Raw genomic sequence first — 22,346 nt, 5'->3', positions numbered from 1 at the left:
GGTCCCGCTCGCACGTCGGCGCGAGCTCGCTGCCCCCGCGGCGGTGAATTTGCTGCGGGGTGGGGCGGCCAGTAGGCTCGACACTTGTGTGTCCGGCAGGTCCGGACACCTTCGTCCGCCCACCGCGCACCAGGTCGAGTCGATCGGGGTCGCCGGGCTCGCGGGGCACGCATCATCACGTGACATCCGTGTGCGGCAGAGCGCCGAGCACTGAGAGTAGACCGAGAGGGAACCGCCGAGTGCCCACCATTCAGCAGCTGGTCCGCAAGGGCCGCCAGGACAAGGTGTCGAAGAACAAGACGCCCGCCCTGAAGGAATCACCCCAGCGACGCGGTGTCTGCACCCGCGTCTACACGACCACCCCGAAGAAGCCCAACTCCGCCCTCCGCAAGGTCGCCCGCGTGCGCCTGTCGAGCGGCGTCGAGGTCACGGCCTACATCCCGGGTGTCGGGCACAACCTGCAGGAGCACTCGATCGTGCTCGTGCGCGGCGGCCGGGTGAAGGACCTCCCCGGTGTCCGCTACAAGATCATCCGCGGCTCCCTCGACACCCAGGGTGTCAAGAACCGCAAGCAGGGTCGCAGCAAGTACGGCGCCAAGAAGGAGAAGAGCTAATGCCCCGCAAGGGTCCGGCCCCCAAGCGGCCGATCGACACCGACCCCATCTACGGGTCGCAGCTCGTCTCCCAGCTCGTGAGCAAGGTGCTGCAGGACGGCAAGAAGCAGGTCGCCCAGCGCATCGTCTACACCGCGCTCGAGGGATGCCGCGAGAAGAACGGCACCGACCCGGTCGTCACGCTCAAGCGTGCGCTCGAGAACGTCAAGCCGGCCATCGAGGTCAAGTCCCGCCGCGTCGGCGGTGCGACCTACCAGGTCCCGATCGAGGTCAAGGGCACGCGCGGCACCACGCTGGCGCTGCGCTGGCTCGTCGGCTACGCCGCCGACCGCCGTGAGAAGACCATGCACGAGCGGCTGATGAACGAGATCCTCGACGCGTCCAACGGCCTGGGTGCCGCGGTCAAGAAGCGCGAGGACACGCACAAGATGGCCGAGTCCAACAAGGCCTTCGCCCACTACCGCTGGTGACCTGCGGCGGGGGCGCCGACTCGGCGCCCTCGCCCACCCAGTCCCTCTCAGACCTCTAAGGAACGCTGACAACAGTGGCTGTCAACATCACGACCGACCTCAACGTCGTCCGCAACATCGGCATCATGGCGCACATCGATGCCGGCAAGACCACGACCACCGAGCGCATCCTCTTCTACACCGGTATCAGCTACAAGATCGGTGAGGTCCACGAGGGTGCGGCCACGATGGACTGGATGGAGCAGGAGCAGGAGCGCGGCATCACGATCACGTCCGCCGCGACGACCTGCTGGTGGAAGGACCACCAGATCAACATCATCGACACCCCCGGGCACGTCGACTTCACCGCCGAGGTCGAGCGCTCGCTGCGCGTCCTCGACGGCGCCGTCGCCGTCTTCGACGGTGTCGCCGGTGTCGAGCCGCAGACGATGACCGTGTGGCGCCAGGCCAACAAGTACTCCGTGCCCCGCATGTGCTTCGTCAACAAGCTCGACCGCACCGGTGCCGACTTCTTCCGTTGCGTCGACATGATGGTCGAGCGCCTCAACTCCACCCCGCTGGTGCTGCAGCTGCCCATCGGCGCCGAGTCCGACTTCCTCGGCGTCGTCGACCTGGTCGGCATGCGCGCCCTGGTGTGGCGCGGCGAGACCAAGATCGGTGAGGACTACGAGATCGAGGAGATCCCGGCCGACCTCGCCGAGCAGGCTGCCGAGTACCGCGAGAAGCTCGTCGAGACCGTCGCCGAGACCGACGACGCGATCATGGAGCGCTACCTCGACGACGGCGACGTCTTCACCGTCGAGGAGCTCGAGGCTGCCATCCGCAAGGCGACGCTGGCCGACAAGCTCAACCCGGTCCTGTGCGGCACCGCGTTCAAGAACAAGGGCGTCCAGCCCCTGCTCGACGCCGTCGTCAAGTACCTCCCGAGCCCGCTCGACATCGACGCGATCATCGGTCACGACCCGCGCGACGAGTCCAAGGAGATCCGTCGCCAGCCGTCCGACGACGAGCCGTTCTCCGGTCTCGCCTACAAGATCGCGACCGACCCCCACCTCGGCAAGCTGATCTACGTCCGCGTCTACTCCGGCAAGCTCGTCGCCGGCTCGACCGTGGTCAACTCGGTCAACGGCCGCAAGGAGCGGATCGGCAAGGTCTACCAGATGCACGCCAACAAGCGTGAGGAGATCGAGTCGGTCGGTGCCGGTCAGATCGTCGCCGTCATGGGTCTCAAGGACACCAAGACCGGCCACACGCTCAGCGACCCCAGCAACCAGGTCATCCTCGAGTCGATGACGTTCCCGGCCCCGGTGATCGAGGTCGCGATCGAGCCCAAGACCAAGAGCGACCAGGAGAAGCTCGGTACCGCCATCCAGCGGCTGTCCGACGAGGACCCCACGTTCACCGTCAAGGCGGACGAGGAGACCGGTCAGACGATCATCGCCGGCATGGGCGAGCTCCACCTCGAGATCCTCGTCGACCGGATGAAGCGCGAGTTCCGCGTCGAGGCCACCGTCGGCAAGCCGCAGGTCGCCTACCGCGAGACCCTGCGCAAGGAGGTCACCAAGCACTCCTACACCCACAAGAAGCAGACGGGTGGCTCCGGCCAGTTCGCCAAGGTCGTCGTCTCGCTCGGGCCCAACATCGACCCCGAGACCGGTGTCGGCGCGGGCTACGAGTTCGTCAACGCGACCTCGGGTGGTCGCGTGCCGAAGGAGTACATCCCCTCGGTCGACCAGGGCGGTCAGGAGGCCATGGCGTTCGGCGTGCTCGCCGGCTACCCCATGGTCGACGTCAAGTTCACGCTCGAGGACGGCGCCTACCACGACGTCGACTCCTCCGAGCTGGCGTTCAAGATCGCCGGCAACCAGGCCTTCAAGGAGGCCGCCCGCATGGCGAAGCCGGTCCTGCTCGAGCCCGTGTTCGCCGTGGAGGTGATCACGCCGGAGAGCTTCCTCGGCACGGTCATCGGCGACATCAACTCGCGTCGTGGCCAGATCAGGGCACAGGAGGAGCGTCACGGTGACATGGTCATCGACGCCATCGTGCCCCTGTCCGAGATGTTCGGGTACGTTGGCGACCTGAGGTCCAAGACCTCCGGCCAGGCTTCGTACTCGATGGAGTTCGACTCCTACGCCGAGGTTCCCACGAACATCGCCGAAGAGATCATCAAGAAGGTTCGGGGCGAGTAGGTCCCCTCCCTGACGGAGACCCTGCGCGTCGCAGCCCTCGGCGCACCATCCATCATCTGTACGAGTCAAGTACCAACCCACACCAGGAGGAGCCCCCGTGGCTAAGGCGAAGTTCGAGCGGACCAAGCCGCACGTCAACATCGGCACCATCGGTCACATCGACCATGGCAAGACGACGCTGACCGCAGCGATCACCAAGGTCCTGCACGACAAGTACCCCGACCTGAACGCCGCTTCGGCGTTCGACGAGATCGACAAGGCTCCCGAGGAGCGGCAGCGCGGCATCACGATCTCGATCGCGCACGTCGAGTACCAGACCGAGGCGCGCCACTACGCGCACGTCGACTGCCCCGGCCACGCCGACTACATCAAGAACATGATCACCGGTGCCGCGCAGATGGACGGCGCGATCCTCGTGGTCGCCGCGACCGACGGCCCGATGCCGCAGACCAAGGAGCACGTGCTCCTGGCCCGCCAGGTCGGTGTTCCCTCGATCGTCGTGGCGCTCAACAAGTGCGACATGGTCGACGACGAGGAGCTCATCGAGCTCGTCGAGATGGAGGTGCGCGAGCTCCTCTCCGACTACGAGTTCCCGGGCGACGACATTCCCGTGGTTCGCGTTGCTGCCTTCCCGGCGCTCCAGGGCGACGAGAAGTGGGGCGAGTCGATCATCGAGCTGATGAACGCGGTCGACGAGGCCATCCCGACCCCCGAGCGTGAGACCGACAAGCCGTTCCTCATGCCCGTCGAGGACGTCTTCACGATCACCGGTCGCGGCACGGTCATCACCGGTCGCATCGAGCGCGGCATCGTCAAGGTCAACGAGGAGGTCGAGATCATCGGCATCCGCGAGACCGCCCAGAAGTCGACGGTCACCGGCGTCGAGATGTTCCGCAAGCTGCTCGACGAGGGCCAGGCCGGCGAGAACGTCGGGCTCCTGCTCCGTGGCACCAAGCGCGAGGACATCGAGCGCGGCATGGTCGTCATCAAGCCGGGCACCACGACCCCGCACACCAACTTCGAGGCCTCGGTCTACATCCTCTCGAAGGAGGAGGGCGGCCGTCACACGCCGTTCTTCAACAACTACCGCCCGCAGTTCTACTTCCGTACGACCGACGTGACCGGCGTCGTGACCCTCCCCGAGGGCACCGAGATGGTCATGCCGGGCGACAACACGGAGATGGCCGTGGAGCTCATCCAGCCCATCGCCATGGACGAGGGCCTGCGTTTCGCGATCCGTGAGGGTGGCCGCACCGTCGGCGCCGGCCGGGTCGTCAAGATCACCAAGTGATCGACTGACACCACGTCGAAGCCCCCCTGCCGCGAGGCAGGGGGGCTTCGCTGCTTTTCGTCCGTGCGTGAAAACATGTCGGCCATGAGCGAGACGCCCGACCTCGGCAAGCGCCCGCAGGAGGAGCCCGGGGTTCCGCCGGTCAATCCCTACCACCCCTACCAGCCCACGCCGTACGTCGCGACCGGTCCGACCGGGGTGCCGTTCGGTCCGCCGCCGGACCACCCGAGCGCGTCCACCGTGCTGGTGCTCGGCATCCTCGGCCTCGTGCTGTGCCAGGTGCTCTCGCCCGTGGCCTGGGTCCTGGGCGGACGTACCCTGCGTGAGATCGACGCCTCGGGCGGTCGCTACGGCGGCCGCGGCACCGTCAACGCCGGCCGCATCTGCGGCATCGTCGGCACGATCATCCTCGTGCTCTCCCTCCTGCTCGTCGTCGCGTTCGTCGTGATCGCCCTCTCCGTGCCGGGCTCCTTCGACGACGACTACGGCCTGGCGCCCACCGTCGCGCCCCTCCGGTGAGCGCGCCAGGAGCCACCGGAGCGGGGGAGGAGCGGACCCGCCCGCCGCGACCGCACCAGAGCCGAATGGACGACGGCCGTCGCGTCCGCGAGGTGCTGAGCTACAGCAGGCGCGGGAGCCGGTTCACCCCACGACAGGCCGCGGCGTGGGAGGCCCACCACGGGCGTTGGGTCGTGCCCGACGAGGCCGTCGACGAGCCCGGCTTCAGCTGGTCGCCGTGGTTCGGCCGCGCGGCGCCGCTCGCGATCGAGGTCGGCAGCGGCATCGGCGAGGCGACCGTGTCGCTGGCGGCAGCACGTCCGGCGACCAACGTGCTGGCGCTCGAGGTATGGCGTCCCGGGGTCGCCGAGACGCTCGCGCGCGTCGCCGAGGCCGGACTGACCAACGTCCGGGTCTGCGAGGTCGACGCGGCCTGGGTGCTCGAGCACCTCGTCGAGCCGGACTCGCTCGACGAGCTCTGGACCTTCTTCCCCGACCCGTGGCACAAGGCCAAGCACCACAAGCGCCGCCTGCTGGGGCCGGCCTTCGCCGCCACGGCGGCCCGGCGGCTGCGCCCCGGGGCCAGCTGGCGGCTGGCCACCGACTGGGCGGCGTACGCCGAGCAGATGGTCGCCGTTCTCGACGCCGAGCCCCGGCTCGAGGGCGGTGTGGTCGAGCGGTGGCCCGAGCGCCCGGTCACCAAGTTCGAGCGCAAGGGCCTGGCCGTCGGCCGGTCGATCACCGACCTCGCCTACCGCCGTGTCGCGGGCGGCCCCGGATTGGCGGGAGATCGACGTCCGCGGTCCGCCGAACCCCACGCCACCGGGCCCGAGGCCTCCTAGGCTGCTCCGGTGACCACCACGCTCGAGACCCCGCGCCGTACCGGGATCCACCGGGCGTGGTGGGTCGCGGCGATCACCATGGCGGCGCTCATCGCGGCTGCCGGCTTCCGGTCCTCGACCGGGGCCCTGCTCGAGCCGCTCGAGGACGACTTCGGCTGGTCACGCGGCACGACCTCGGGCGCCGTCAGCCTCAACCTGATCGTCTACGGCCTCACGGCGCCGTTCGCCGCCGCGCTGATGGAGCGCTTCGGCATCCGCCGGGTCGTGGCGGCCTCGCTGACCCTGGTGGCCGCGGGCTCCGGTCTCACGCTGGTGATGACCCGGGCCTGGCAGCTGTGGCTGCTCTGGGGGTTCGCGATCGGCATCGGCACCGGCTCGCTCGCCCTTGTCTTCGGGGCGATCGTCGCCAACCGCTGGTTCGTGCGCCACCGCGGCGTCGTGATCGGGGTGTTCTCGGCCGCGAGCTCGACCGGCCAGCTGGTGTTCCTCCCGGGGATCGCCCACCTCGCCGACGGTCCGGGCTGGCGGTGGGCGGCCGGGCTGGTGGCGGGGTTCGCGCTGCTGCTGGTGCCGCTGGTCCTGCTCGTGCTCGCCGACTCGCCGGCCTCGGTCGGCACGACGGCGTACGGCGCGGACCGGTCGGACCCCGCGGACCCGGCGGACCCGGCTGATGCCACCGCCGCCGCGCCGACCCGGGGCGCGGCCCGCACCGCGATCGACACGCTGCGCGAGAGCGCCCGGTCGAAGGTCTTCTGGATCCTCTTCGGCACGTTCTGGATCTGCGGCTGGTCCACCAACGGACTGATCGGCACCCACTTCATCGCGGCCTCGCACGACCACGGGCTGCCGCAGACGACCGCCGCCTCGCTGCTGGCCCTGATCGGCGTCTTCGACATCATCGGCACGATCGCCAGCGGCTGGCTCACCGATCGGGTCGACAGCCGCTACCTGCTGCTCGTCTACTACCTGCTGCGCGGGCTGTCGCTGCTCGCGGTGCCCTACCTGCTGGCCGACGTCGTGCACCCCAGCCTGTTCGTCTTCATCGTGTTCTACGGCCTCGACTGGGTCGCGACCGTGCCACCGACGGTCGCGCTGTGCCGTGCCCACTTCGGCGTCGAGCGGGCCGGGGTGGTGTTCGGCTGGGTCTTCGCAGCCCACATGGTCGGCGCGGGCGTCGCGGCCAGCTACGCCGGGCTGGTCCGCCAGGGCACCGGTGACTACTACGGCGCCTGGATGACGGCCGGCGTCCTCTGCATCGCGGCCGCGGGGGCGGTGCTGATGATCCCGCCGCAGCGCGAGCCCGGCGCCGACCACGAGGGCGCCGACGTCGCGGTCAACGACTCGATGTGAGCCGTCGACGGACGGCGTCCTGGCGCTGCAACCGGACCAGGTCGCGGTCGCGGCGCGCCCCGATCACCGCCGCGAGGAAGTCGTCGGGGCTGGTGCCGTGGGGCGGCAGCGGCGCGACGAAGGCGCTGACCTCCTCGGCCAGTCGCCCCCCGACGTCGGCGCGGGACGCGGGGTCGAGCGCCGCGGCCCGGCCGAGGTACTGCCGCACGGCCAGGGCGAGCCCGGTCGGCAGCGAGGCGATGTCGGCCCGGGCGGCCCAGCCTGCGAGGTGGTAGGGCACCAGCGGCGGGGGCGGCAGGGCGAGCGGCACCCGGGTGCGGACGACGTAGGTCCCGGCGGCGTAGTCGCCCAGTCGCTTGCCGCGGCTGCTCAGCAGCATCGAGAAGAACGCCGGCGCACCCGCGAACGCGTAGATCTCGACCACACCGATGAGCGTGCGGACCAGCGCGTGCTGGAACGAGATGGGGCCGGCGTCGTCGCGGACCGCGCTGAGCCCGAGAGCGAGCTTGCCGAGCGATCGGCCACGGGTCAGCGTCTCGAGCGTGGTCGGCGCGACGACGAGCACCAGGAGCGTGACCGCGATGACCGCGGCCTGCGCCAAGGCCGGGTCGGTGTCGAGGGAGGCGATCGCGAACACCACGAGCAGGACGAACAGCGCCACGAAGGTGACGGCGATGTCGATCAGGCCCGAGGCGATCCGGGCGCCGAGGCTCGCCGGCGGCAGATCGAGCGCCACGGCCTCACCGGTGACCAGGTCGTCACCGGTGATCGTCGCGAACTCACGGCCCCTCGGCCGACCTTGCTCGGACGAGGAACCAGGCCGGGAGATCGAGGGCGCCGGCGCACTCGGCCGCGTGAGCGGCTGAGAGCGCGGCGTGTCTCGAGATCCAGGGCCGGCCACGACACCAGTCTCCCAGGTCGCGGTCGGGCCGCGCGCCGGCGTACGTCGCCGCCCTAGGGTGTGGGCGTGGACCTCGACGCCTACGTGCTCGCGCACTCGCACGAGTGGCAGCGGCTCGAGGAGCTGGTGGGGCGCCGCGGTCTCGACGGATCCGCCAGCGACGAGCTGGTCGAGCGCTACCAGCAGGTGGCCACCCACCTGTCGGTCGTGCGGACCTCCGCCCCCGACAGCCACCTGATCTCCTACCTGTCCTCGCTGCTGGCCCGCGCCCGGATCAAGCTGGTCGGCACCCGCACCGCCACCTGGAGGTCGGTCGGCCGGTTCTTCACCCACCGGTTCCCGGCGGCGCTCTACCGGCTGCGGTGGTGGTGGCTCGGCTGCCTGGCGCTCAACGTCCTCGCCATGGCGGTGATCATGCTGTGGCTGCTCGACCACCCCAACGTCGAGCAGACGCTGCTCTCGCCGCAGGAGGTCGACCAGCTGGTCAACAGCGACTTCGAGAGCTACTACAGCGAGAACCCCGCCCAGAGCTTCGCCAGCCTGGTGTGGCTCAACAACACCCGCGTCGCCGCGCTGTGCATCGCGCTGGGGATCCTGGGGCTGCCGGTCGTCTACCTGCTGTTCCAGAACGTCCTCAACGTCGCGATCATCGGCTCGATCATGATCCGAGCCGACCGCGGCCAGGTGTTCTTCGGCCTGATCCTCCCGCACGGCCTGCTCGAGCTGACCGCGATCTTCGTGGCCGGCGGGGTGGGGCTGCGGCTGTTCTGGTCGTGGATCGAGCCACGGGAACTGTCCCGTGCCGCGTCGTTGGCCCGCGAGGGCCGGACCGCGGTGACCGTCGCGATGGGGCTCGGCGTGGTGCTGCTGGTCAGCGGCGTCATCGAGGCGTTCGTGACGCCCTCGCCGCTCCCGACGTGGGCACGGCTCGCCATCGGCGTCCTGGCCGAGGTCGCGTTCCTGGCCTACGTGTTCGTCCTGGGCCGGCGCGCCGTCGCCGAGGGCGAGACCGGCGACCTGTCGGCCGACCTGCTCGAGGACAAGGTCGCCACCCAGGCCTGAGGGCACGTCGCTGGGTCACCGGGCGGGTGGGCCGACCAACCCGTTCGATCGAACGGGTCGGCGGGCTGATGGTGCTCCTCGGGCCGACCGACTCGTTCGATCGCACGGGTCGGGCAACCTACAACAACCCCCGAGCCTTCAGCGACAGGTAGTGGTCGGCCAGGGCAGGGGGCAGTCGCTCGGCGTCGGCGTCGACCACGTCGACACCGAGCTTCGTCAACAGCTCGCTCGTACGACGACGACGCGAGCCGGACTGCTCGGCCGCCGCGGCGTCGTACACCTCGTCGATGGTGTCGCGCGTGCTGGCGAGCCGGTCGAGCTCGGGGTCGCGCACCGAGGCGAGCACCACCCGGTGGTGGCGCGTGAGCGCGGGCAGCACCGTGAGCAGCCCCTCCTCGATCGCGCTCGGCTCGAGGGGCGTGAGCAGCACGACCAGCGCGCGTTGCCGCCCCAGGCCCTGGACGGCGCCGGCGAGGGCGTCCCAGTCGGCCTCGGCGATGACCGGCTCCAGGTCGGCCATCGCGTCCTGCAGGCGCGCCGACACCTCGCGGGCGCCGGCCGACCGCAGGCGCGAGCGGACCCGCCGGTCCCCGGCGACGAAGTCGATGCGGTCCCCGGCCCGGGCGGCCAGCGCCGCGAGCAGGAGCGCGGCGTCCATCGCCGAGTCGAGCCGGGGGACGTCCTCGACCCGCCCGGCCGACGTACGGGAGGTGTCGAGGACGAGCACGACCCGACGGTCGCGCTCGGGCTGCCAGGTGCGGACCACGACGTGGGGGGTGCGAGCCGAGGCACGCCAGTCGATGGAGCGGACGTCGTCACCGCGGACGTACTCGCGCAGCGAGTCGAACTCGGTGCCCTGTCCGCGCACCCGGACCGCGGAGCGCCCGTCGAGGTCGCGCAGGCGCGCGAGCCGTGACGGCAGGTGCTTGCGGGAGTCGAACGGCGGCAGCGACCGCACCGTGCCGGGCACGGCGATCGTGCGTTGGCGAGCCACGAGACCGAGCGGACCGCGCAGCCGCAGGGTGACCCCGAGCGCATGCAGGTCGCCGCGCCGTCGGGGGAGGAGCGGCGTGACGAGGGCGGCGCGGTCGCCGGGGCCGAGCCGGATCCGGTGCCGGTTGGACGTGGCGCCGGCGGTGGGCTGCCACGCGTCTCGTACGACGCCTCGTACCGTCCGGGTCGAGGTGTTGTCGACGGCCAGCAGCGACTCGATCGGCTCGCCCTGGCGGACCGTGCCGACGGGTCGACGCGCCAGGCACAACGAGGTGGGCCGCGGGGCGAGCAGCAGGTCGACCCCGCACAGGACGAGCACGAGGACCAGCCAGAGCCAGACGGTGCTGCCGGTCGGCCGCACGAGCACCGCGGCGAAGCCCAGCAGCACCAGCAGCGGCACCCGTCCGGAGATCGTCATCAGCGGGGGACGGGCACGGAACCCAGAGCGGAGGCGAGCACCTGCGCCACGTCGACGCCCTCGAGCTCGGCCTCGGGTCGCAGGCCGAGCCGGTGCACCAGGGTCGCGTGCGCGAGGGACTTGACGTCGTCGGGCGTCACGAAGTCGCGACCCGAGAGCCACGCCCACGCGCGGGCGGCCCGCAGCAGCGCGGTCGCACCGCGGGGGCTGACGCCCAGCGACAGCGACGGGGACTGGCGGGTCGCCCGGGCGATGTCGACGATGTAGGTCGCCACCTCCGGGCTGACCTGCACGGTCTTCACGGCACGCTGCCCGGCCTCGACGTCGGCGCCGGAGGCGACCGCGGTGACCCCCGCCGCCCGCACGTCGCGCGGGTCGAACCCGGCCGCGTGCCGGGTGAGGATCTCGATCTCGGCGGCCCGCTCGGGGATCGGCAGCACCAGCTTGAGCAGGAACCGGTCGAGCTGGGCCTCGGGCAGCGGATAGGTGCCCTCGTACTCGACAGGGTTCTGGGTGGCCGCCACCAGGAACGGGCGCGGCAGCAGGTGGGAGACGCCGTCGACCGACACCTGCCCCTCCTCCATCGCCTCGAGGAGCGCCGACTGGGTCTTGGGGGGCGTCCGGTTGATCTCGTCGGCGAGCAGCAGGTTGGTGAACACCGGCCCGCCGCGGAACGACAGCTCGCCGGCCTGGGAGTCGATGACCATCGAGCCGGTGATGTCGCCGGGCATCAGGTCGGGGGTGAACTGCACCCGGCGGGTCTCGACCGACAGCGACGCCGCGAGGGTGCGCACCAGCAGCGTCTTGGCCGTGCCGGGCACGCCCTCCATCAGCACGTGGCCGCCACAGAGCATCGCGACCAGCAGCCCGGACACCGCGGCGTCCTGGCCGACGACGGCCTTGGCCACCTCGTGGCGTACGGCGACCAGCCGCTCGCGCGCGGCGCCGTCGGCCCTGTCGGCTCCGTCGGCGGGCGAGTCGGGCGAGTCGGGGGACTTGTCGAGCGACGTCATGAGCGGCGTACCTCTTCCTCGAGAGCGGCCAGGGCGGCCGCCAGGTTGATCAGGTCACGGTCGGTGCCGGGGCGACGCCCGAACGTCCCGAGGAGGTCGGCGACCTCGGCCTCGGGGCGGTCCACGTGGCGTGCGACGTCGCGTACCAGCGCGGCCTCGTCGACGATCGGTCCCAGGCGCAACCGGGTGCGCACCCGGTCGCGGGTCGCCGCGCGCAGGATCTCCGCGGCGTGCGTGCGGTCGCCGGCTCGACGGTAGAGCCGGCCGCGGCTGCGGGTCGTCTCGATCGCCTTGACCACGACGGGCAGCGGCTCGGTCGCCAGCGGGCCGAGCCGGCGTCCGCGCCACCCGATGAGCGCGAGCACGCCGAGCGCCAGCAGCGCGATCCCGGGACCGGTCCAGTCGGGCACCAGCGACCAGAAGTCGACGCCGTCGTCGCCGACGAGGTCGTCGTAGGACGCGACGTACCAGACGACGCGGTCCTGCTGACCGAGCAGCCGCAGCGCCACGGCGGCGTTGTCGGCACGCAGGACCTGGTCGTTGGTGAGCAGCTGGGGCGCTCCCAGCAGCACCACGTCGTCACTGGTCACGAGCGTGGCGTCGAAGCAGGCGGTGCCGTCGTCGACCGGCATCCGGGTGGCGTCGTCGACCGCGATCGCCAGGCCGTCGAAGGGAGCGCAGTCGGCCGCGATCGGACCGTCGGTGTCGGCCGCGCCGTCGGACCCCGACCGGCCGAGCAGCTGGAGCAGCTCGGGGTTGGGGTCGACCACGACGATACGGGCGCCGCCGGCGTCGCGGCGCAGCCGCTCGACCGTGCTCTCGCCCAGCTGCCGGGCGGAGGTGACCACCACGGTGGTGCGGCGGTCGGCCCCGGCGTCGGCGAGCTCGTCGGCGGAGCGGACGACGTCGACGTCGATGCCCTGGTCGTCGAGCACCCGGGCCACCGCCCGCGCGCCGTCCCCGCCCGCGTTGGCCGGGTCGTACGACGCCGACTCGCCCGTCGGTCCGCCGCGGGTGAGCAGCGCGACGACGACGGCGAGGAGCAGGAACGCCGCGATCACCAGCGCGGTGCGGTGACGGCGCAGCCAGCCGATCGGACCGGGGCGCCTGGACGCCGCGGCGGCCGGCGCGGCCGGCGCGGCCGGGCCGGTGGGCGCGTCCGGCGTGCCGATGCCGGTCACCGGGCCCCTGCCAGGGCGAGGTCGAGGTCGAGCACGGCGAGCGCCTGGTCGCGGGTGGCCGGGCGCTCGCCGTACATCACGGCGTCGAAGAGGTCGGCCGCGGTCGCGGTCCGCTCGCGCTGGGGCGGGAACTCGTGGGCCAGGACGGCCGCCACCTCGTGCGCGGTGATGCCGGGGGAGTCCTCGAGCCGACCACGCTCGACCTGGCGGCGGGCCAGGGAGCGGAAGCCGTCGACGACCGCGTCGGCGTGGCGTCCCTCGGCCAGCGCGCGCTCGGCCCGGACCCGCAGCTGCGCCGCCGTCACGACCTCGCCGGTCAGCACGATGGCCGGGCCGGTGTCGTCGCGGCGGACCGTACGACGGGCCCGCGAGGCCAGGAACGCCAGGGCGCCGACCAGCAGCACCACGATGAGCGTGATCGCCAGCCACGTCAGGGCGGGGATGCCCCGGGCGCCCTCGACGCTGCCGTCGAGCTGGCGGCCGAGCCAGTCGAGGAGGCGCTGGAGCAGGTTGTCCTGGAAGTACGCCGGATCGGCGAGCTCGCGCCGCAGCAGCCGGCGGGCCTCGTCGCCGGAGGGGTCGAGCGGCGCGTCGAGCCGCAGGCCCGTCACCACGTCCGGCACGGTGCCGTCACGACGAGAGCACCCCGGCCTGCCGCATCAGCTCGACGTCGTAGGCCTCCTTGCGCATCCGCTGGTCGAGGTACTGCAGCGAGGTGACCGTGGCGCCGAACGGCGCCACGAAGGCGGTCGACGCGACCTGGGCGAGCGCGGTGAACAGGATCGTGACGAACAGGGCGAGGTCGTCGCCCACCGCGAGGGAGCCCACGGTGCCGGCGATGGTGAACGGGACGCCGAGCACCTGCCCGGCGACGCCGCCGATGAGGACCGTCAGCAGTGCGATGCCGAGGATGCGCCAGAAGCCGCCGCGGGTGAGCCGGTAGCCGCGGGCGATGCTGGCGACGACGCCGAGGTCCTCCAGCATCAGCGCCGGCACCGGGAGGTAGTAGACCCGGATCCAGAACCACGCCATGACGGCGATCAGCACCGGCACCGACAGCACGATGACCAGGACGCTGACCAGGGTCGAGGTCGTCAGCACGACGACGACCACCAGCGCGGCGTAGATCGCGAGGATGAGCAGCGTCGCCAGCCCGAGGACGACCGCGAGACCGACGAGCCGCCAACGGCGCCCGCGGGTGGCGGCCCACGCCTCCCCGAGGCTCAGCCGCCTGCCGACCGCGGCGGCCGCGGTCACGTGCACCACCATGCCGGTGACCAGGATCAGGCCGATCCCCTGCAGCAGTGCGGCGACGGCGTAGGAGCCGTAGGCGACCACGTAGCCGACGAGGTCCTCGTCGTCGATCGTCGTCGCCGACGGGTCGTAGGTGAGCCCGACGGTCCAGGTCAGCACCCCGACGACGAGCACCGGCAGCGCCATGGCGACCGCGGCCACGAGCACCGCCGAGCCGACGGTCGCCTTGGGGTTGAACCGGATGATGCGGAACGCCGCGTCGTAGATCTGGCCGAGCGAGAGCGGCCGCAGCGGCATCGCGCCGGGCTTGTGGACCGCCCCGTGCATGCCGTGCTGGGGCGCCCACCCCGGTGGCGGGGGGACGACGGAGCCGGGCTGCGGTGCCGGGGTCGCCGGCCCCCAGCGCGACGGACCCACGGGTTCACCGGGCGGTGGCGCTCCGGGCGGCGGGGGCGAGCCGGGGGGCGGGAAGTCCGACATGAGTCCTCATCGCAGGTGGCGGGGAGGACATCCTGTCATCTGGTCGCGACGTGGGGGAGCACGCACGCCTCGTCGAGGCCCAGCACCCGGTTGAGACGTCCGAACGACAGCCACGATCCGAGGCACATCGACAGCTCGACGACCTCCCGGTCCGAGTACGCCGCCCTGAGCCGGGACCAGAAGTCGTCGTCGAGGCCGTGGTGGTCGAGGGCGTAGCGCTCGGCGTACTCGGCGGCGAGCCGGGCGCGCTCGTCGAGGTCCGACGTCGTGCGCCAGGCGGTCACCGCCTCGGGGAAGGTGTCCTCGACCGTGACGCCGTCGCGCTCGGTGCGCCAGTCCTGGCAGAACAGGCACCCGTTGATCTGCGCGATCCGCAGCCGGGCGGCCTCGAACTCGCGGAGCCCGAGGGTGCCGTGGGAGTAGACGCTCTGGGCGAAGCCGGCCGCGGCAGGCCCGATGCCCGGCACCATCTCGCCCCAGACGTACATGATGGGGTCCTTGCCCTCGGGCACGTCGATCCTCATGTGGTGTCCCTTCGTCGTCCGCACCGCAGCCATGTAGAACGTGTTCTCGTTCTGCCGTGCCGACAGTACGACGGAGCCGGCCGCGGGGGTAGTCCGTCAGTGGCGGCGAGCAAGCTCGCGGCACGGGTGCGGCGTCGGGTCTCGACTGCGCTCGGACCGCCCGACGCTTCGCGACGGGCGCTCCGTGCTCGCTCGACCTCCCGCCCTGACGACGTGCTGCGAGCAAGCTCGAGGCACATCGTCGGCGTGAAGTTGGAACCACGCGCCGATGTCTGCCAAGATATCCAGGTTGCTCCGGCGGGTTGCCGGGGTGTGGCAGGTCTTGACTACTGAATCGCGTCTCCCAGCACGGCCCCACGGGCTGCGCCGTGACGTGGTGGTGGCAGCAGCCGCACCGCACTGGAGACCCGATCAGCACCACCTCCAGGCTCATGATCCACGGGCCAGAAAGCGTTCGTGCGCGGATCGTCTGTTCCAACAGCAGGCGACACGCCCGACCGCGGGGGTGGGACGCGGAGCCAAGACCCAGACGCAGGACGAGCGAGAAGGACGAGCTACCTATGGCGGGACAGAAGATCCGCATCAGGCTCAAGGCCTATGACCACGAGGTGATCGACACCTCGGCGCGCAAGATCGTGGACACCGTCACCCGCACGGGTGCGAAGGTCGCCGGCCCCGTGCCGCTGCCGACCGAGAAGAACGTGTACTGCGTCATCCGCTCGCCCCACAAGTACAAGGACTCCCGCGAGCACTTCGAGATGCGCACCCACAAGCGCCTCATCGACATCATCGACCCGACGCCCAAGACCGTCGACTCGCTGATGCGTCTCGACCTGCCTGCGGGCGTCGACATCGAGATCAAGCTCTGAGGTCGGGAGAGCCATGACTACCGAACGCAACGTCAAGGGACTGCTGGGCACCAAGCTCGGCATGACCCAGCTGTGGGACGACAACAACAAGGTCGTCCCGGTCACCGTCATCGCGGCGGCCACCAACGTCATCACCCAGGTCCGCCTGCCCGAGCCCGACGGCTACAACGCCATCCAGGTCGGCTACGGCGAGATCGAGGGTCGCAAGATCACCAAGCCGCAGGCCGGCCACTTCGACAAGGCCGGCACCACGCCGCGCCGTCACGTGGTCGAGATCCGCACCGCCGACGCCTCGACCTACACGGTCGGCCAGGAGCTCGCGGTCGACACCTTCGGCGCGGGTGACGTCATCGACGTCACCGGCACCAGCAAGGGCAAGGGCTTCGCCGGCGTCATGAAGCGCCACGGCTTCCACGGTGTGGGCGCCTCGCACGGTGCTCACCGCAACCACCGCAAGCCCGGCTCGATCGGTGCCTGCGCCACTCCCGGTCGCGTCTTCCGCGGCACCCGGATGGCTGGTCGCATGGGCTCCGACGTCGTGACCACCCAGAACATCACCGTCCACGCGGTCGACATCGAGAAGGGCCTGATCCTCGTCAAGGGCGCCGTACCCGGCCCCAAGGGCGGCCTGATCATGCTGCGCTCGGCTGCCAAGAAGCAGGAGGCCTGAGCATGGCTGTCAAGACTGTCAAGGTCGACCTCCCCGCCGAGATCTTCGACGCGAAGGTCAACGTGCCCCTGATCCACCAGGTCGTCGTCGCCCAGCGCGCCGCCGCCCGCCAGGGCACCCACTCCACCAAGACGCGCGCCGAGGTGCGCGGTGGTGGACGCAAGCCCTACAAGCAGAAGGGCACCGGCCGCGCCCGCCAGGGCTCGACCCGCGCGCCGCAGTTCGCCGGCGGTGGCGTCGTCCACGGCCCGCACCCGCGCAGCTACGACCAGCGCACCCCCAAGAAGATGAAGGCCGCCGCCCTGCGCGGTGCCCTCTCCGACCGGGCCCGCAACGAGCGCATCCACGTGGTCGAGTCGATCGTCACCGGTGAGAAGCCCTCGACCAAGAACGCCCTGCTGGCGCTGGCCGAGCTCTCGTCGCGGACCAAGTTCCTGGTGGTCCTCGAGCGCACCGACACCGTCACCTGGCTCTCGCTGCGCAACGCGCACGAGGTCCACATCGTCGCGGTCGACCAGCTCAACACCTACGACGTCCTCGACTCCGACGACATCGTGTTCACCCAGGGTGCCTACGACGCCTTCATCGCCCACGCCACGCGCGAGGGCAAGGCCGCCGCCACCACCGTCGGCCTCGACAAGACCGAGGAGGGCGACAAGTGAGCACGATCCACAAGGACCACCGTGACGTCCTGATCGCACCCGTGGTGTCCGAGAAGAGCTACGGCCTCCTCGACAACAACAAGTACACCTTCCTGGTGCACCCCGAGGCCAACAAGACCGAGATCAAGATCGCGGTCGAGAAGATCTTCAACGTCAAGGTCACCTCGGTCAACACGCTCAACCGGGTCGGCAAGACGCGCCGTACCAAGACCGGCCTGGGCAAGCGCAAGGACACCAAGCGCGCGATCGTCAGCCTCGCCGAGGGCCACCGCATCGACATCTTCGGGGGCCCGGTCTCCTGACCGGCGCCTGATTAAGGAAGACAAGACACATGGCTATCCGCAAGTACAAGCCGACCACCCCGGGCCGTCGCGGCTCCTCGGTCGCCGACTTCGTCGAGATCACCCGTACGACGCCCGAGAAGTCCCTGACGCGTCCGCTGCCCAAGAAGGGCGGCCGCAACAACCAGGGTCGGATCACCACGCGCCACCAGGGCGGCGGGCACAAGCGTGCCTACCGGATCATCGACTTCCGTCGCTACGACAAGGACGGCGTCCCGGCCAAGGTCGCTCACATCGAGTACGACCCCAACCGCACCGCCCGGATCGCGCTGCTGCACTACGCCGACGGCGAGAAGCGCTACATCATCGCTCCCAAGGACCTGACCCAGGGCACCCGGATCGAGTCCGGCGTGGGCGCCGACATCAAGCCCGGCAACAACCTGCCGCTGCGCAACATCCCGGTCGGTACCACGATCCACTGCGTCGAGCTCCGCCCCGGCGGCGGCGCCAAGATCGCCCGGTCCGCCGGCATCAGCGCCCAGCTCGTCGCCCGTGAGGGCTCGCGCGCCACGCTGCGCATGCCCTCGGGTGAGATGCGCTTCGTCGACGTTCGCTGCCGCGCCACGATCGGTGAGGTCGGCAACGCCGAGCAGTCCAACATCAACTGGGGCAAGGCCGGCCGCATGCGCTGGAAGGGCAAGCGCCCGACCGTCCGCGGTGTCGTCATGAACCCCGTCGACCACCCGCACGGTGGTGGCGAGGGCAAGACCTCCGGTGGTCGCCACCCGGTGACTCCGTGGGGCAAGCCCGAGGGCCGCACGCGCAAGCGCAAGGCCTCCGACTCGCAGATCATCCGCCGGCGCAAGTCCGGCAAGAACAAGCGCTGATAGGGAAGAAGACAGATGCCTCGCAGCCTCAAGAAGGGCCCCTTCGTCGACGACCACCTTCAGAAGAAGGTGGACGCCGAGAACGACAAGGGCACCCACAACGTCATCAAGACCTGGTCGCGCCGTTCGATGATCACGCCTGACTTCATCGGTCACACGGTCGCCGTGCACGACGGACGCAAGCACGTCCCGGTCTTCGTCACCGACTCCATGGTCGGTCACAAGCTGGGCGAGTTCGCCCCGACCCGCACCTACCGCGGGCACGTCAAGGAAGACCGGAAGGGGCGTCGTCGCTGATGGCCACCACTGAGCGTCACCGCATCAGCGCGCGCCGCGACACCCTGCTGGGCGACCAGCCGGGCGCCTTCGCGAGTGCCCGCTTCCAGCGGATCACCCCGATGAAGGCCCGCCGGGTCGTCGACCTCGTCCGCGGCCTGCCCGTCGACGACGCGCTGTCGATCCTGCAGTTCGCGCCGCAGGCCGCCTCCGAGACCGTCTACAAGGTCCTCGAGAGCGCGATCGCCAACGCCGAGACCACCGAGGGCCTCGACGCCAGCGACCTGGTCGTCTCCATCGCCATGGTCGACGAGGGCCCGACGATGAAGCGCTGGCGCCCCCGTGCCCAGGGCCGGGCCACCCGGATCAACAAGCGGACCAGCCACATCACGCTCGTGGTGCAGCCGGCCGCTGTCGCCAAGAAGAACGGAAAGGGTGCCTGATGGGCCAGAAGATCAACCCCAACGGCTTCCGTCTGGGCATCAGCACCGACCACAAGTCGCGCTGGTACGCCGACAAGCTCTACAAGTCCTACGTGGGCGAGGACGTCGCGATCCGCAAGCTGCTCTCCAAGGGCATGGAGCGGGCCGGCATCTCCAAGGTCGAGATCGAGCGCACCCGTGACCGCGTGCGCGTCGACATCCACACCGCGCGTCCCGGCATCGTCATCGGTCGCCGCGGCGCCGAGGCCGACCGGATCCGTGGCGAGCTCGAGAAGCTCACCGGCAAGCAGGTGCAGCTCAACATCCTGGAGGTCAAGGCCCCCGAGATGGACGCCCAGCTCGTCGCGCAGGGTGTCGCCGAGCAGCTCGCCGGCCGCGTGCAGTTCCGCCGCGCGATGCGCAAGGCCATGCAGACCACGATGCGCTCGGGTGCCAAGGGCATCCGGATCCAGTGCTCGGGCCGGCTCAACGGCGCCGAGATGTCGCGCACCGAGTTCTACCGCGAAGGTCGCGTCCCGCTCCACACGCTGCGCGCCGACATCGACTACGGCTTCTACGAGGCCAAGACGACGTTCGGTCGCATCGGCGTGAAGGTCTGGATCTACAAGGGCGAGGTCGCCGGCACCCGTGCCGAGCGTCAGGCCCAGGCCGCTGCCCGCGCCGGTGTCCCCGGCCGCGGCGGCAGCAACCGCCCGCAGCGTGGCGGCGAGCGTCCCAGCCGTGGCACGCGCCCGGCCCGTGAGGGCTCCGAGAGCACCGAGGCGCCCGCCGGCGGCACCACCGCCGTCGCGACGCCGTCGGCCGAGACCCCCGGTCAGGAGGGCTGACCCATGTTGATGCCCCGTCGCGTCAAGCACCGCAAGCAGCACCACCCCGACCGCCGCGGCTCGGCCAAGGGCGGCACGTCCCTCGCCTTCGGTGAGTTCGGCATCCAGGCGCTCGAGGGTCACTACGTGACCAACCGCCAGATCGAGTCGGCCCGTATCGCCATGACCCGTCACATCAAGCGTGGCGGCAAGGTCTGGATCAACATCTACCCCGACCGCCCGCTCACCAAGAAGCCCGCCGAGACCCGCATGGGTTCCGGTAAGGGCTCGCCCGAGTGGTGGATCGCCAACGTCAAGCCCGGCCGTGTCATGTTCGAGCTGTCCGGTGTCGACGAGGAGACCGCCCGCGAGGCGATGCGTCGTGCCATCCACAAGCTCCCCATGAAGTGCCGCTTCATCACCCGAGAGGCCGGTGAGTTCTGATGGCTGAGGTCAAGGCCCACGAGCTCGACGAGTTCAACGACATCGATCTCGAGTCCAAGCTGCGCGAGGCCAAAGAAGAGCTGTTCAACCTGCGCTTCCAGGCCGCGACCGGCCAGCTCGAGAGCCACGGCCGGCTGCGTACGGTCAAGAAGGACATCGCGCGGATCTACACCGTGGTGCGCGAGCGCGAGCTCGGCATCCGTACCGCTCCCGGCACGAACGACGAGGCAACCGCATGAGCACCCCTGACAGCAGCGACACCAGCGACACCTCGGTGCAGCGCAACGCGCGCAAGACCCGCGAGGGCCTGGTCGTCAGCGACAAGATGAACAAGACGGTCGTGGTCGAGGTCGAGGACCGCGTCAAGCACGCGCTCTACGGCAAGGTCCTGCGTCGCACCAGCCGGCTCAAGGCGCACGACGAGAACAACGAGTGCGGCACCGGCGACCGGGTCCTGATCATGGAGACCCGCCCGCTGTCGGCCACCAAGCGCTGGCGCCTGGTCCAGGTCCTCGAGAAGGCCAAGTAACACCCTCATTCATCAACACCGTTCAGCCAGGCTCCTCGCCCGCGAGGTGCGGAGAACCGGCTCGACAAGGAGACAACAGTGATTCAGCAGGAGTCGCGACTCAAGGTCGCCGACAACACGGGTGCCAAGGAGATCCTCTGCATCCGCGTGCTCGGCGGCTCGGGTCGGCGCTACGCCGGCATCGGTGACGTCATCGTCGCCACGGTCAAGGACGCGATCCCCGGCGGCAACGTCAAGAAGGGCGACGTCGTCAAGGCCGTCATCGTGCGCACCGTCAAGGAGCGCCGTCGTGCCGACGGGTCCTACATCCGCTTCGACGAGAACGCCGCCGTCATCCTCAAGGCCGACGGCGAGCCGCGAGGCACCCGCATCTTCGGCCCCGTGGGCCGCGAGCTGCGCGAGAAGAAGTTCATGAAGATCATCTCGCTCGCCCCGGAGGTGCTGTGATGGCTACGCAGAAGAAGGCCGCGAAGGTCGACATCAAGAAGGGTGACACCGTCAAGGTGATCGCCGGCAAGGACAAGGGCGCCGAGGGCAAGGTCATCAAGGTGCTCCGCGAGGAGCAGCGCGTGATCGTCGAGGGCGTCAACCGCATCAAGCGGCACACCAAGGTCGTCAACCAGGGCGGTCGGGCGGGCAACACCGGTGGCATCATCACCACCGAGGCGCCCATCCACGTGTCCAACGTGATGCTCGTCGAGGGTGACGGCGTGACCCGGATCGGCTTCCGCCGCGAAGAGGTCACCAAGCGCCGTCCCGACGGCTCCACCTACCTGGGCACGCGCAGCGTGCGCATCTCGCGCAAGACCGGCAAGGAGATCTGAGCATGACCGAGGGAGCAGTGGCCGAGAAGGTCACCCCGCGTCTCAAGACGCGCTACCGCGAGGAGATCGTGCCGGCGATCAAGGCCGAGTTCGAGATCCCCAACATCATGCAGGTCCCCGGCCTGGTCAAGATCGTGGTCAACATGGGTGTGGGCGAGGCCGCCCGCGACTCCAAGCTGATCGAGGGCGCCATCCGCGACCTCACCGCGATCACCGGCCAGAAGCCGGCCGTGACCAAGGCCCGCAAGTCGATCGCCCAGTTCAAGCTGCGTGAGGGCATGCCGATCGGTTGCCACGTCACGCTGCGCGGTGACCGGATGTGGGAGTTCCTCGACCGGCTGCTGTCGCTCGCGCTGCCCCGTATCCGCGACTTCCGTGGTCTCAACCCCGGTCAGTTCGACGGCAACGGCAACTACACGTTCGGTCTGACCGAGCAGGTCATGTTCCACGAGATCAACCAGGACAAGGTCGACCGCCAGCGCGGCATGGACATCACCGTCGTGACCACCGCCACGACCGACGACCAGGGTCGCGCGCTGCTCAAGCAGCTCGGCTTCCCCTTCAAGGAGAACTGA

At 70.3% G+C, this 22,346-nt stretch carries 29 protein-coding genes; 22 read left to right on the top strand and 7 right to left on the bottom strand.

Features of this window, described 5'->3' with window-relative positions:
- The first annotated feature begins 239 nt into the window (after positions 1-239).
- From rpsL to FJQ56_RS05835, 7 genes are all read left to right on the top strand, one after another.
- Positions 240-614: a 30S ribosomal protein S12 gene (gene rpsL / locus FJQ56_RS05865; protein WP_134766928.1), complete on the top strand. Its 375-nt coding sequence runs from the start codon at positions 240-242 to the stop codon at positions 612-614.
- Entirely contained in the window at positions 614-1,084 is a 471-nt protein-coding gene (gene rpsG / locus FJQ56_RS05860; protein WP_140008211.1) for a 30S ribosomal protein S7, read from the top strand. Before rpsL ends, rpsG begins: the two co-directional genes overlap by 1 nt.
- A 74-nt stretch (positions 1,085-1,158) precedes the next feature.
- Entirely contained in the window at positions 1,159-3,273 is a 2,115-nt protein-coding gene (gene fusA, locus FJQ56_RS05855) for an elongation factor G (protein WP_140008210.1), read from the top strand.
- Positions 3,274-3,370: 97 nt separating this feature from the next.
- On the top strand, positions 3,371-4,564 hold the full coding sequence (gene tuf, locus FJQ56_RS05850; protein ID WP_140008209.1) for an elongation factor Tu: 1,194 nt from the start codon (positions 3,371-3,373) through the stop codon (positions 4,562-4,564).
- 84 nt (positions 4,565-4,648) lie between these two features.
- Positions 4,649-5,083 carry a hypothetical protein gene (locus FJQ56_RS22370; RefSeq protein ID WP_211350760.1) on the top strand — a complete coding sequence of 145 codons (435 nt, stop codon included), beginning with the start codon at positions 4,649-4,651 and terminating at the stop codon, positions 5,081-5,083.
- 65 nt (positions 5,084-5,148) lie between these two features.
- Positions 5,149-5,904: a tRNA (guanosine(46)-N7)-methyltransferase TrmB gene (gene trmB, locus FJQ56_RS05840; RefSeq protein ID WP_140008208.1), complete on the top strand. Its 756-nt coding sequence runs from the start codon at positions 5,149-5,151 to the stop codon at positions 5,902-5,904.
- Between the two features lie 9 nt (positions 5,905-5,913).
- Positions 5,914-7,254, top strand: a complete 1,341-nt coding sequence (locus tag FJQ56_RS05835) for an MFS transporter (RefSeq protein ID WP_246084000.1) — start codon at positions 5,914-5,916, stop codon at positions 7,252-7,254.
- On the opposite strand, the gene FJQ56_RS05830 is transcribed toward FJQ56_RS05835, so the two are convergent.
- Positions 7,238-7,990, bottom strand: a complete 753-nt coding sequence (locus FJQ56_RS05830) for an RDD family protein (RefSeq protein WP_246083999.1) — start codon at positions 7,988-7,990, stop codon at positions 7,238-7,240. The genes FJQ56_RS05835 and FJQ56_RS05830 overlap by 17 nt on opposite strands.
- Before the next feature lie 231 nt (positions 7,991-8,221).
- On the opposite strand from FJQ56_RS05830, the gene FJQ56_RS05825 reads away from it, so the two are divergent.
- On the top strand, positions 8,222-9,217 hold the full coding sequence (locus tag FJQ56_RS05825) for a stage II sporulation protein M (protein ID WP_140008207.1): 996 nt from the start codon (positions 8,222-8,224) through the stop codon (positions 9,215-9,217).
- 118 nt (positions 9,218-9,335) lie between these two features.
- On the opposite strand, the gene FJQ56_RS05820 is transcribed toward FJQ56_RS05825, so the two are convergent.
- The 6 genes from FJQ56_RS05820 to FJQ56_RS05795 form a co-directional block, all read right to left on the bottom strand.
- Entirely contained in the window at positions 9,336-10,628 is a 1,293-nt protein-coding gene (locus FJQ56_RS05820) for a DUF58 domain-containing protein (RefSeq protein WP_140008206.1), read from the bottom strand.
- Entirely contained in the window at positions 10,628-11,641 is a 1,014-nt protein-coding gene (locus FJQ56_RS05815; protein WP_140008205.1) for an AAA family ATPase, read from the bottom strand. Before FJQ56_RS05815 ends, FJQ56_RS05820 begins: the two co-directional genes overlap by 1 nt.
- Positions 11,638-12,822 (bottom strand): DUF4350 domain-containing protein, encoded by a 1,185-nt coding sequence (locus FJQ56_RS05810; protein WP_140008204.1) that lies wholly within the window; start codon positions 12,820-12,822, stop codon positions 11,638-11,640. Before FJQ56_RS05810 ends, FJQ56_RS05815 begins: the two co-directional genes overlap by 4 nt.
- A complete protein-coding gene (locus FJQ56_RS05805; protein ID WP_140008203.1) occupies positions 12,819-13,436 on the bottom strand; it encodes a DUF4129 domain-containing protein in 618 nt (205 codons plus the stop codon). The genes FJQ56_RS05810 and FJQ56_RS05805 overlap by 4 nt, the downstream gene beginning before the upstream one ends.
- Before the next feature lie 16 nt (positions 13,437-13,452).
- On the bottom strand, positions 13,453-14,493 hold the full coding sequence (locus FJQ56_RS05800; RefSeq protein ID WP_140008202.1) for a hypothetical protein: 1,041 nt from the start codon (positions 14,491-14,493) through the stop codon (positions 13,453-13,455).
- A 98-nt stretch (positions 14,494-14,591) separates the two neighbouring features.
- The gene (locus FJQ56_RS05795; RefSeq protein ID WP_140008201.1) at positions 14,592-15,080 is read right to left on the bottom strand and encodes a carboxymuconolactone decarboxylase family protein; all 489 of its coding nucleotides are present in this window, start codon (positions 15,078-15,080) and stop codon (positions 14,592-14,594) included.
- Between the two features lie 560 nt (positions 15,081-15,640).
- On the opposite strand from FJQ56_RS05795, the gene rpsJ reads away from it, so the two are divergent.
- The 14 genes from rpsJ (at position 15,641) to rplE (ending at position 22,346) form a co-directional block, all read left to right on the top strand.
- Entirely contained in the window at positions 15,641-15,949 is a 309-nt protein-coding gene (rpsJ, locus tag FJQ56_RS05790) for a 30S ribosomal protein S10 (RefSeq protein ID WP_008360994.1), read from the top strand.
- 13 nt (positions 15,950-15,962) lie between these two features.
- Positions 15,963-16,619 carry a 50S ribosomal protein L3 gene (gene rplC, locus FJQ56_RS05785; RefSeq protein ID WP_140008200.1) on the top strand — a complete coding sequence of 219 codons (657 nt, stop codon included), beginning with the start codon at positions 15,963-15,965 and terminating at the stop codon, positions 16,617-16,619.
- Positions 16,620-16,621: 2 nt separating this feature from the next.
- A complete protein-coding gene (gene rplD / locus FJQ56_RS05780) occupies positions 16,622-17,281 on the top strand; it encodes a 50S ribosomal protein L4 (protein ID WP_140008199.1) in 660 nt (219 codons plus the stop codon).
- The gene (rplW, locus tag FJQ56_RS05775; protein ID WP_140008198.1) at positions 17,278-17,583 is read left to right on the top strand and encodes a 50S ribosomal protein L23; all 306 of its coding nucleotides are present in this window, start codon (positions 17,278-17,280) and stop codon (positions 17,581-17,583) included. The genes rplD and rplW overlap by 4 nt, the downstream gene beginning before the upstream one ends.
- A 29-nt stretch (positions 17,584-17,612) precedes the next feature.
- A complete protein-coding gene (rplB, locus tag FJQ56_RS05770) occupies positions 17,613-18,449 on the top strand; it encodes a 50S ribosomal protein L2 (protein WP_140008197.1) in 837 nt (278 codons plus the stop codon).
- Between the two features lie 15 nt (positions 18,450-18,464).
- Positions 18,465-18,746, top strand: coding sequence for a 30S ribosomal protein S19 (gene rpsS, locus FJQ56_RS05765; protein ID WP_140008196.1), 282 nt, complete (start codon positions 18,465-18,467; stop codon positions 18,744-18,746).
- Complete coding sequence (gene rplV, locus FJQ56_RS05760) at positions 18,746-19,168, top strand: 50S ribosomal protein L22 (protein WP_140008195.1); 423 nt, start codon at positions 18,746-18,748, stop codon at positions 19,166-19,168. The genes rpsS and rplV overlap by 1 nt, the downstream gene beginning before the upstream one ends.
- Positions 19,168-19,995 carry a 30S ribosomal protein S3 gene (rpsC, locus tag FJQ56_RS05755; protein WP_140008194.1) on the top strand — a complete coding sequence of 276 codons (828 nt, stop codon included), beginning with the start codon at positions 19,168-19,170 and terminating at the stop codon, positions 19,993-19,995. Before rplV ends, rpsC begins: the two co-directional genes overlap by 1 nt.
- Positions 19,996-19,998: 3 nt before the next feature.
- The gene (rplP, locus tag FJQ56_RS05750; protein ID WP_140008193.1) at positions 19,999-20,418 is read left to right on the top strand and encodes a 50S ribosomal protein L16; all 420 of its coding nucleotides are present in this window, start codon (positions 19,999-20,001) and stop codon (positions 20,416-20,418) included.
- Positions 20,418-20,657, top strand: a complete 240-nt coding sequence (gene rpmC / locus FJQ56_RS05745) for a 50S ribosomal protein L29 (RefSeq protein ID WP_140008192.1) — start codon at positions 20,418-20,420, stop codon at positions 20,655-20,657. Before rplP ends, rpmC begins: the two co-directional genes overlap by 1 nt.
- A complete protein-coding gene (rpsQ, locus tag FJQ56_RS05740) occupies positions 20,654-20,947 on the top strand; it encodes a 30S ribosomal protein S17 (RefSeq protein ID WP_140008191.1) in 294 nt (97 codons plus the stop codon). The genes rpmC and rpsQ overlap by 4 nt, the downstream gene beginning before the upstream one ends.
- Positions 20,948-21,025: 78 nt before the next feature.
- Positions 21,026-21,394, top strand: coding sequence for a 50S ribosomal protein L14 (gene rplN, locus FJQ56_RS05735; protein WP_091109706.1), 369 nt, complete (start codon positions 21,026-21,028; stop codon positions 21,392-21,394).
- Positions 21,394-21,771, top strand: coding sequence for a 50S ribosomal protein L24 (rplX, locus tag FJQ56_RS05730; protein ID WP_140008190.1), 378 nt, complete (start codon positions 21,394-21,396; stop codon positions 21,769-21,771). The genes rplN and rplX overlap by 1 nt, the downstream gene beginning before the upstream one ends.
- A gap of 2 nt (positions 21,772-21,773) precedes the next feature.
- On the top strand, positions 21,774-22,346 hold the full coding sequence (rplE, locus tag FJQ56_RS05725; RefSeq protein WP_140008189.1) for a 50S ribosomal protein L5: 573 nt from the start codon (positions 21,774-21,776) through the stop codon (positions 22,344-22,346).

It is taken from the genome of Nocardioides plantarum (genome assembly GCF_006346395.1).
GTDB classification, from domain to species: Bacteria; Actinomycetota; Actinomycetes; order Propionibacteriales; family Nocardioidaceae; genus Nocardioides; species Nocardioides plantarum.
Note: the sequence above shows the minus strand (reverse complement) of the source record. Positions and strands in the feature narration are given on the sequence as shown.

Bases quoted from the DNA above. Each gene is read 5' to 3' on its own strand.
- rpsQ (WP_140008191.1), top strand. From the start codon at position 20,654: ATGAGCACCCCTGACAGCAGCGACACCAGCGACACCTCGGTGCAGCGC.
- rpsJ (WP_008360994.1), top strand. From the start codon at position 15,641: ATGGCGGGACAGAAGATCCGCATCAGGCTCAAGGCCTATGACCACGAG.
- rplV (WP_140008195.1), top strand. From the start codon at position 18,746: ATGGCCACCACTGAGCGTCACCGCATCAGCGCGCGCCGCGACACCCTG.
- trmB (WP_140008208.1), top strand. From the start codon at position 5,149: ATGGACGACGGCCGTCGCGTCCGCGAGGTGCTGAGCTACAGCAGGCGC.
- FJQ56_RS05795 (WP_140008201.1), bottom strand. From the start codon at position 15,080: ATGAGGATCGACGTGCCCGAGGGCAAGGACCCCATCATGTACGTCTGG.
- rplD (WP_140008199.1), top strand. From the start codon at position 16,622: ATGGCTGTCAAGACTGTCAAGGTCGACCTCCCCGCCGAGATCTTCGAC.
- rplX (WP_140008190.1), top strand. From the start codon at position 21,394: ATGGCTACGCAGAAGAAGGCCGCGAAGGTCGACATCAAGAAGGGTGAC.
- rplP (WP_140008193.1), top strand. From the start codon at position 19,999: ATGTTGATGCCCCGTCGCGTCAAGCACCGCAAGCAGCACCACCCCGAC.
- FJQ56_RS22370 (WP_211350760.1), top strand. From the start codon at position 4,649: ATGAGCGAGACGCCCGACCTCGGCAAGCGCCCGCAGGAGGAGCCCGGG.
- rpsS (WP_140008196.1), top strand. From the start codon at position 18,465: ATGCCTCGCAGCCTCAAGAAGGGCCCCTTCGTCGACGACCACCTTCAG.
- rplE (WP_140008189.1), top strand. From the start codon at position 21,774: ATGACCGAGGGAGCAGTGGCCGAGAAGGTCACCCCGCGTCTCAAGACG.
- rplC (WP_140008200.1), top strand. From the start codon at position 15,963: ATGACTACCGAACGCAACGTCAAGGGACTGCTGGGCACCAAGCTCGGC.
- FJQ56_RS05815 (WP_140008205.1), bottom strand. From the start codon at position 11,641: ATGACGTCGCTCGACAAGTCCCCCGACTCGCCCGACTCGCCCGCCGAC.
- rplB (WP_140008197.1), top strand. From the start codon at position 17,613: ATGGCTATCCGCAAGTACAAGCCGACCACCCCGGGCCGTCGCGGCTCC.
- rpmC (WP_140008192.1), top strand. From the start codon at position 20,418: ATGGCTGAGGTCAAGGCCCACGAGCTCGACGAGTTCAACGACATCGAT.
- FJQ56_RS05820 (WP_140008206.1), bottom strand. From the start codon at position 10,628: ATGACGATCTCCGGACGGGTGCCGCTGCTGGTGCTGCTGGGCTTCGCC.
- rpsG (WP_140008211.1), top strand. From the start codon at position 614: ATGCCCCGCAAGGGTCCGGCCCCCAAGCGGCCGATCGACACCGACCCC.
- rpsC (WP_140008194.1), top strand. From the start codon at position 19,168: ATGGGCCAGAAGATCAACCCCAACGGCTTCCGTCTGGGCATCAGCACC.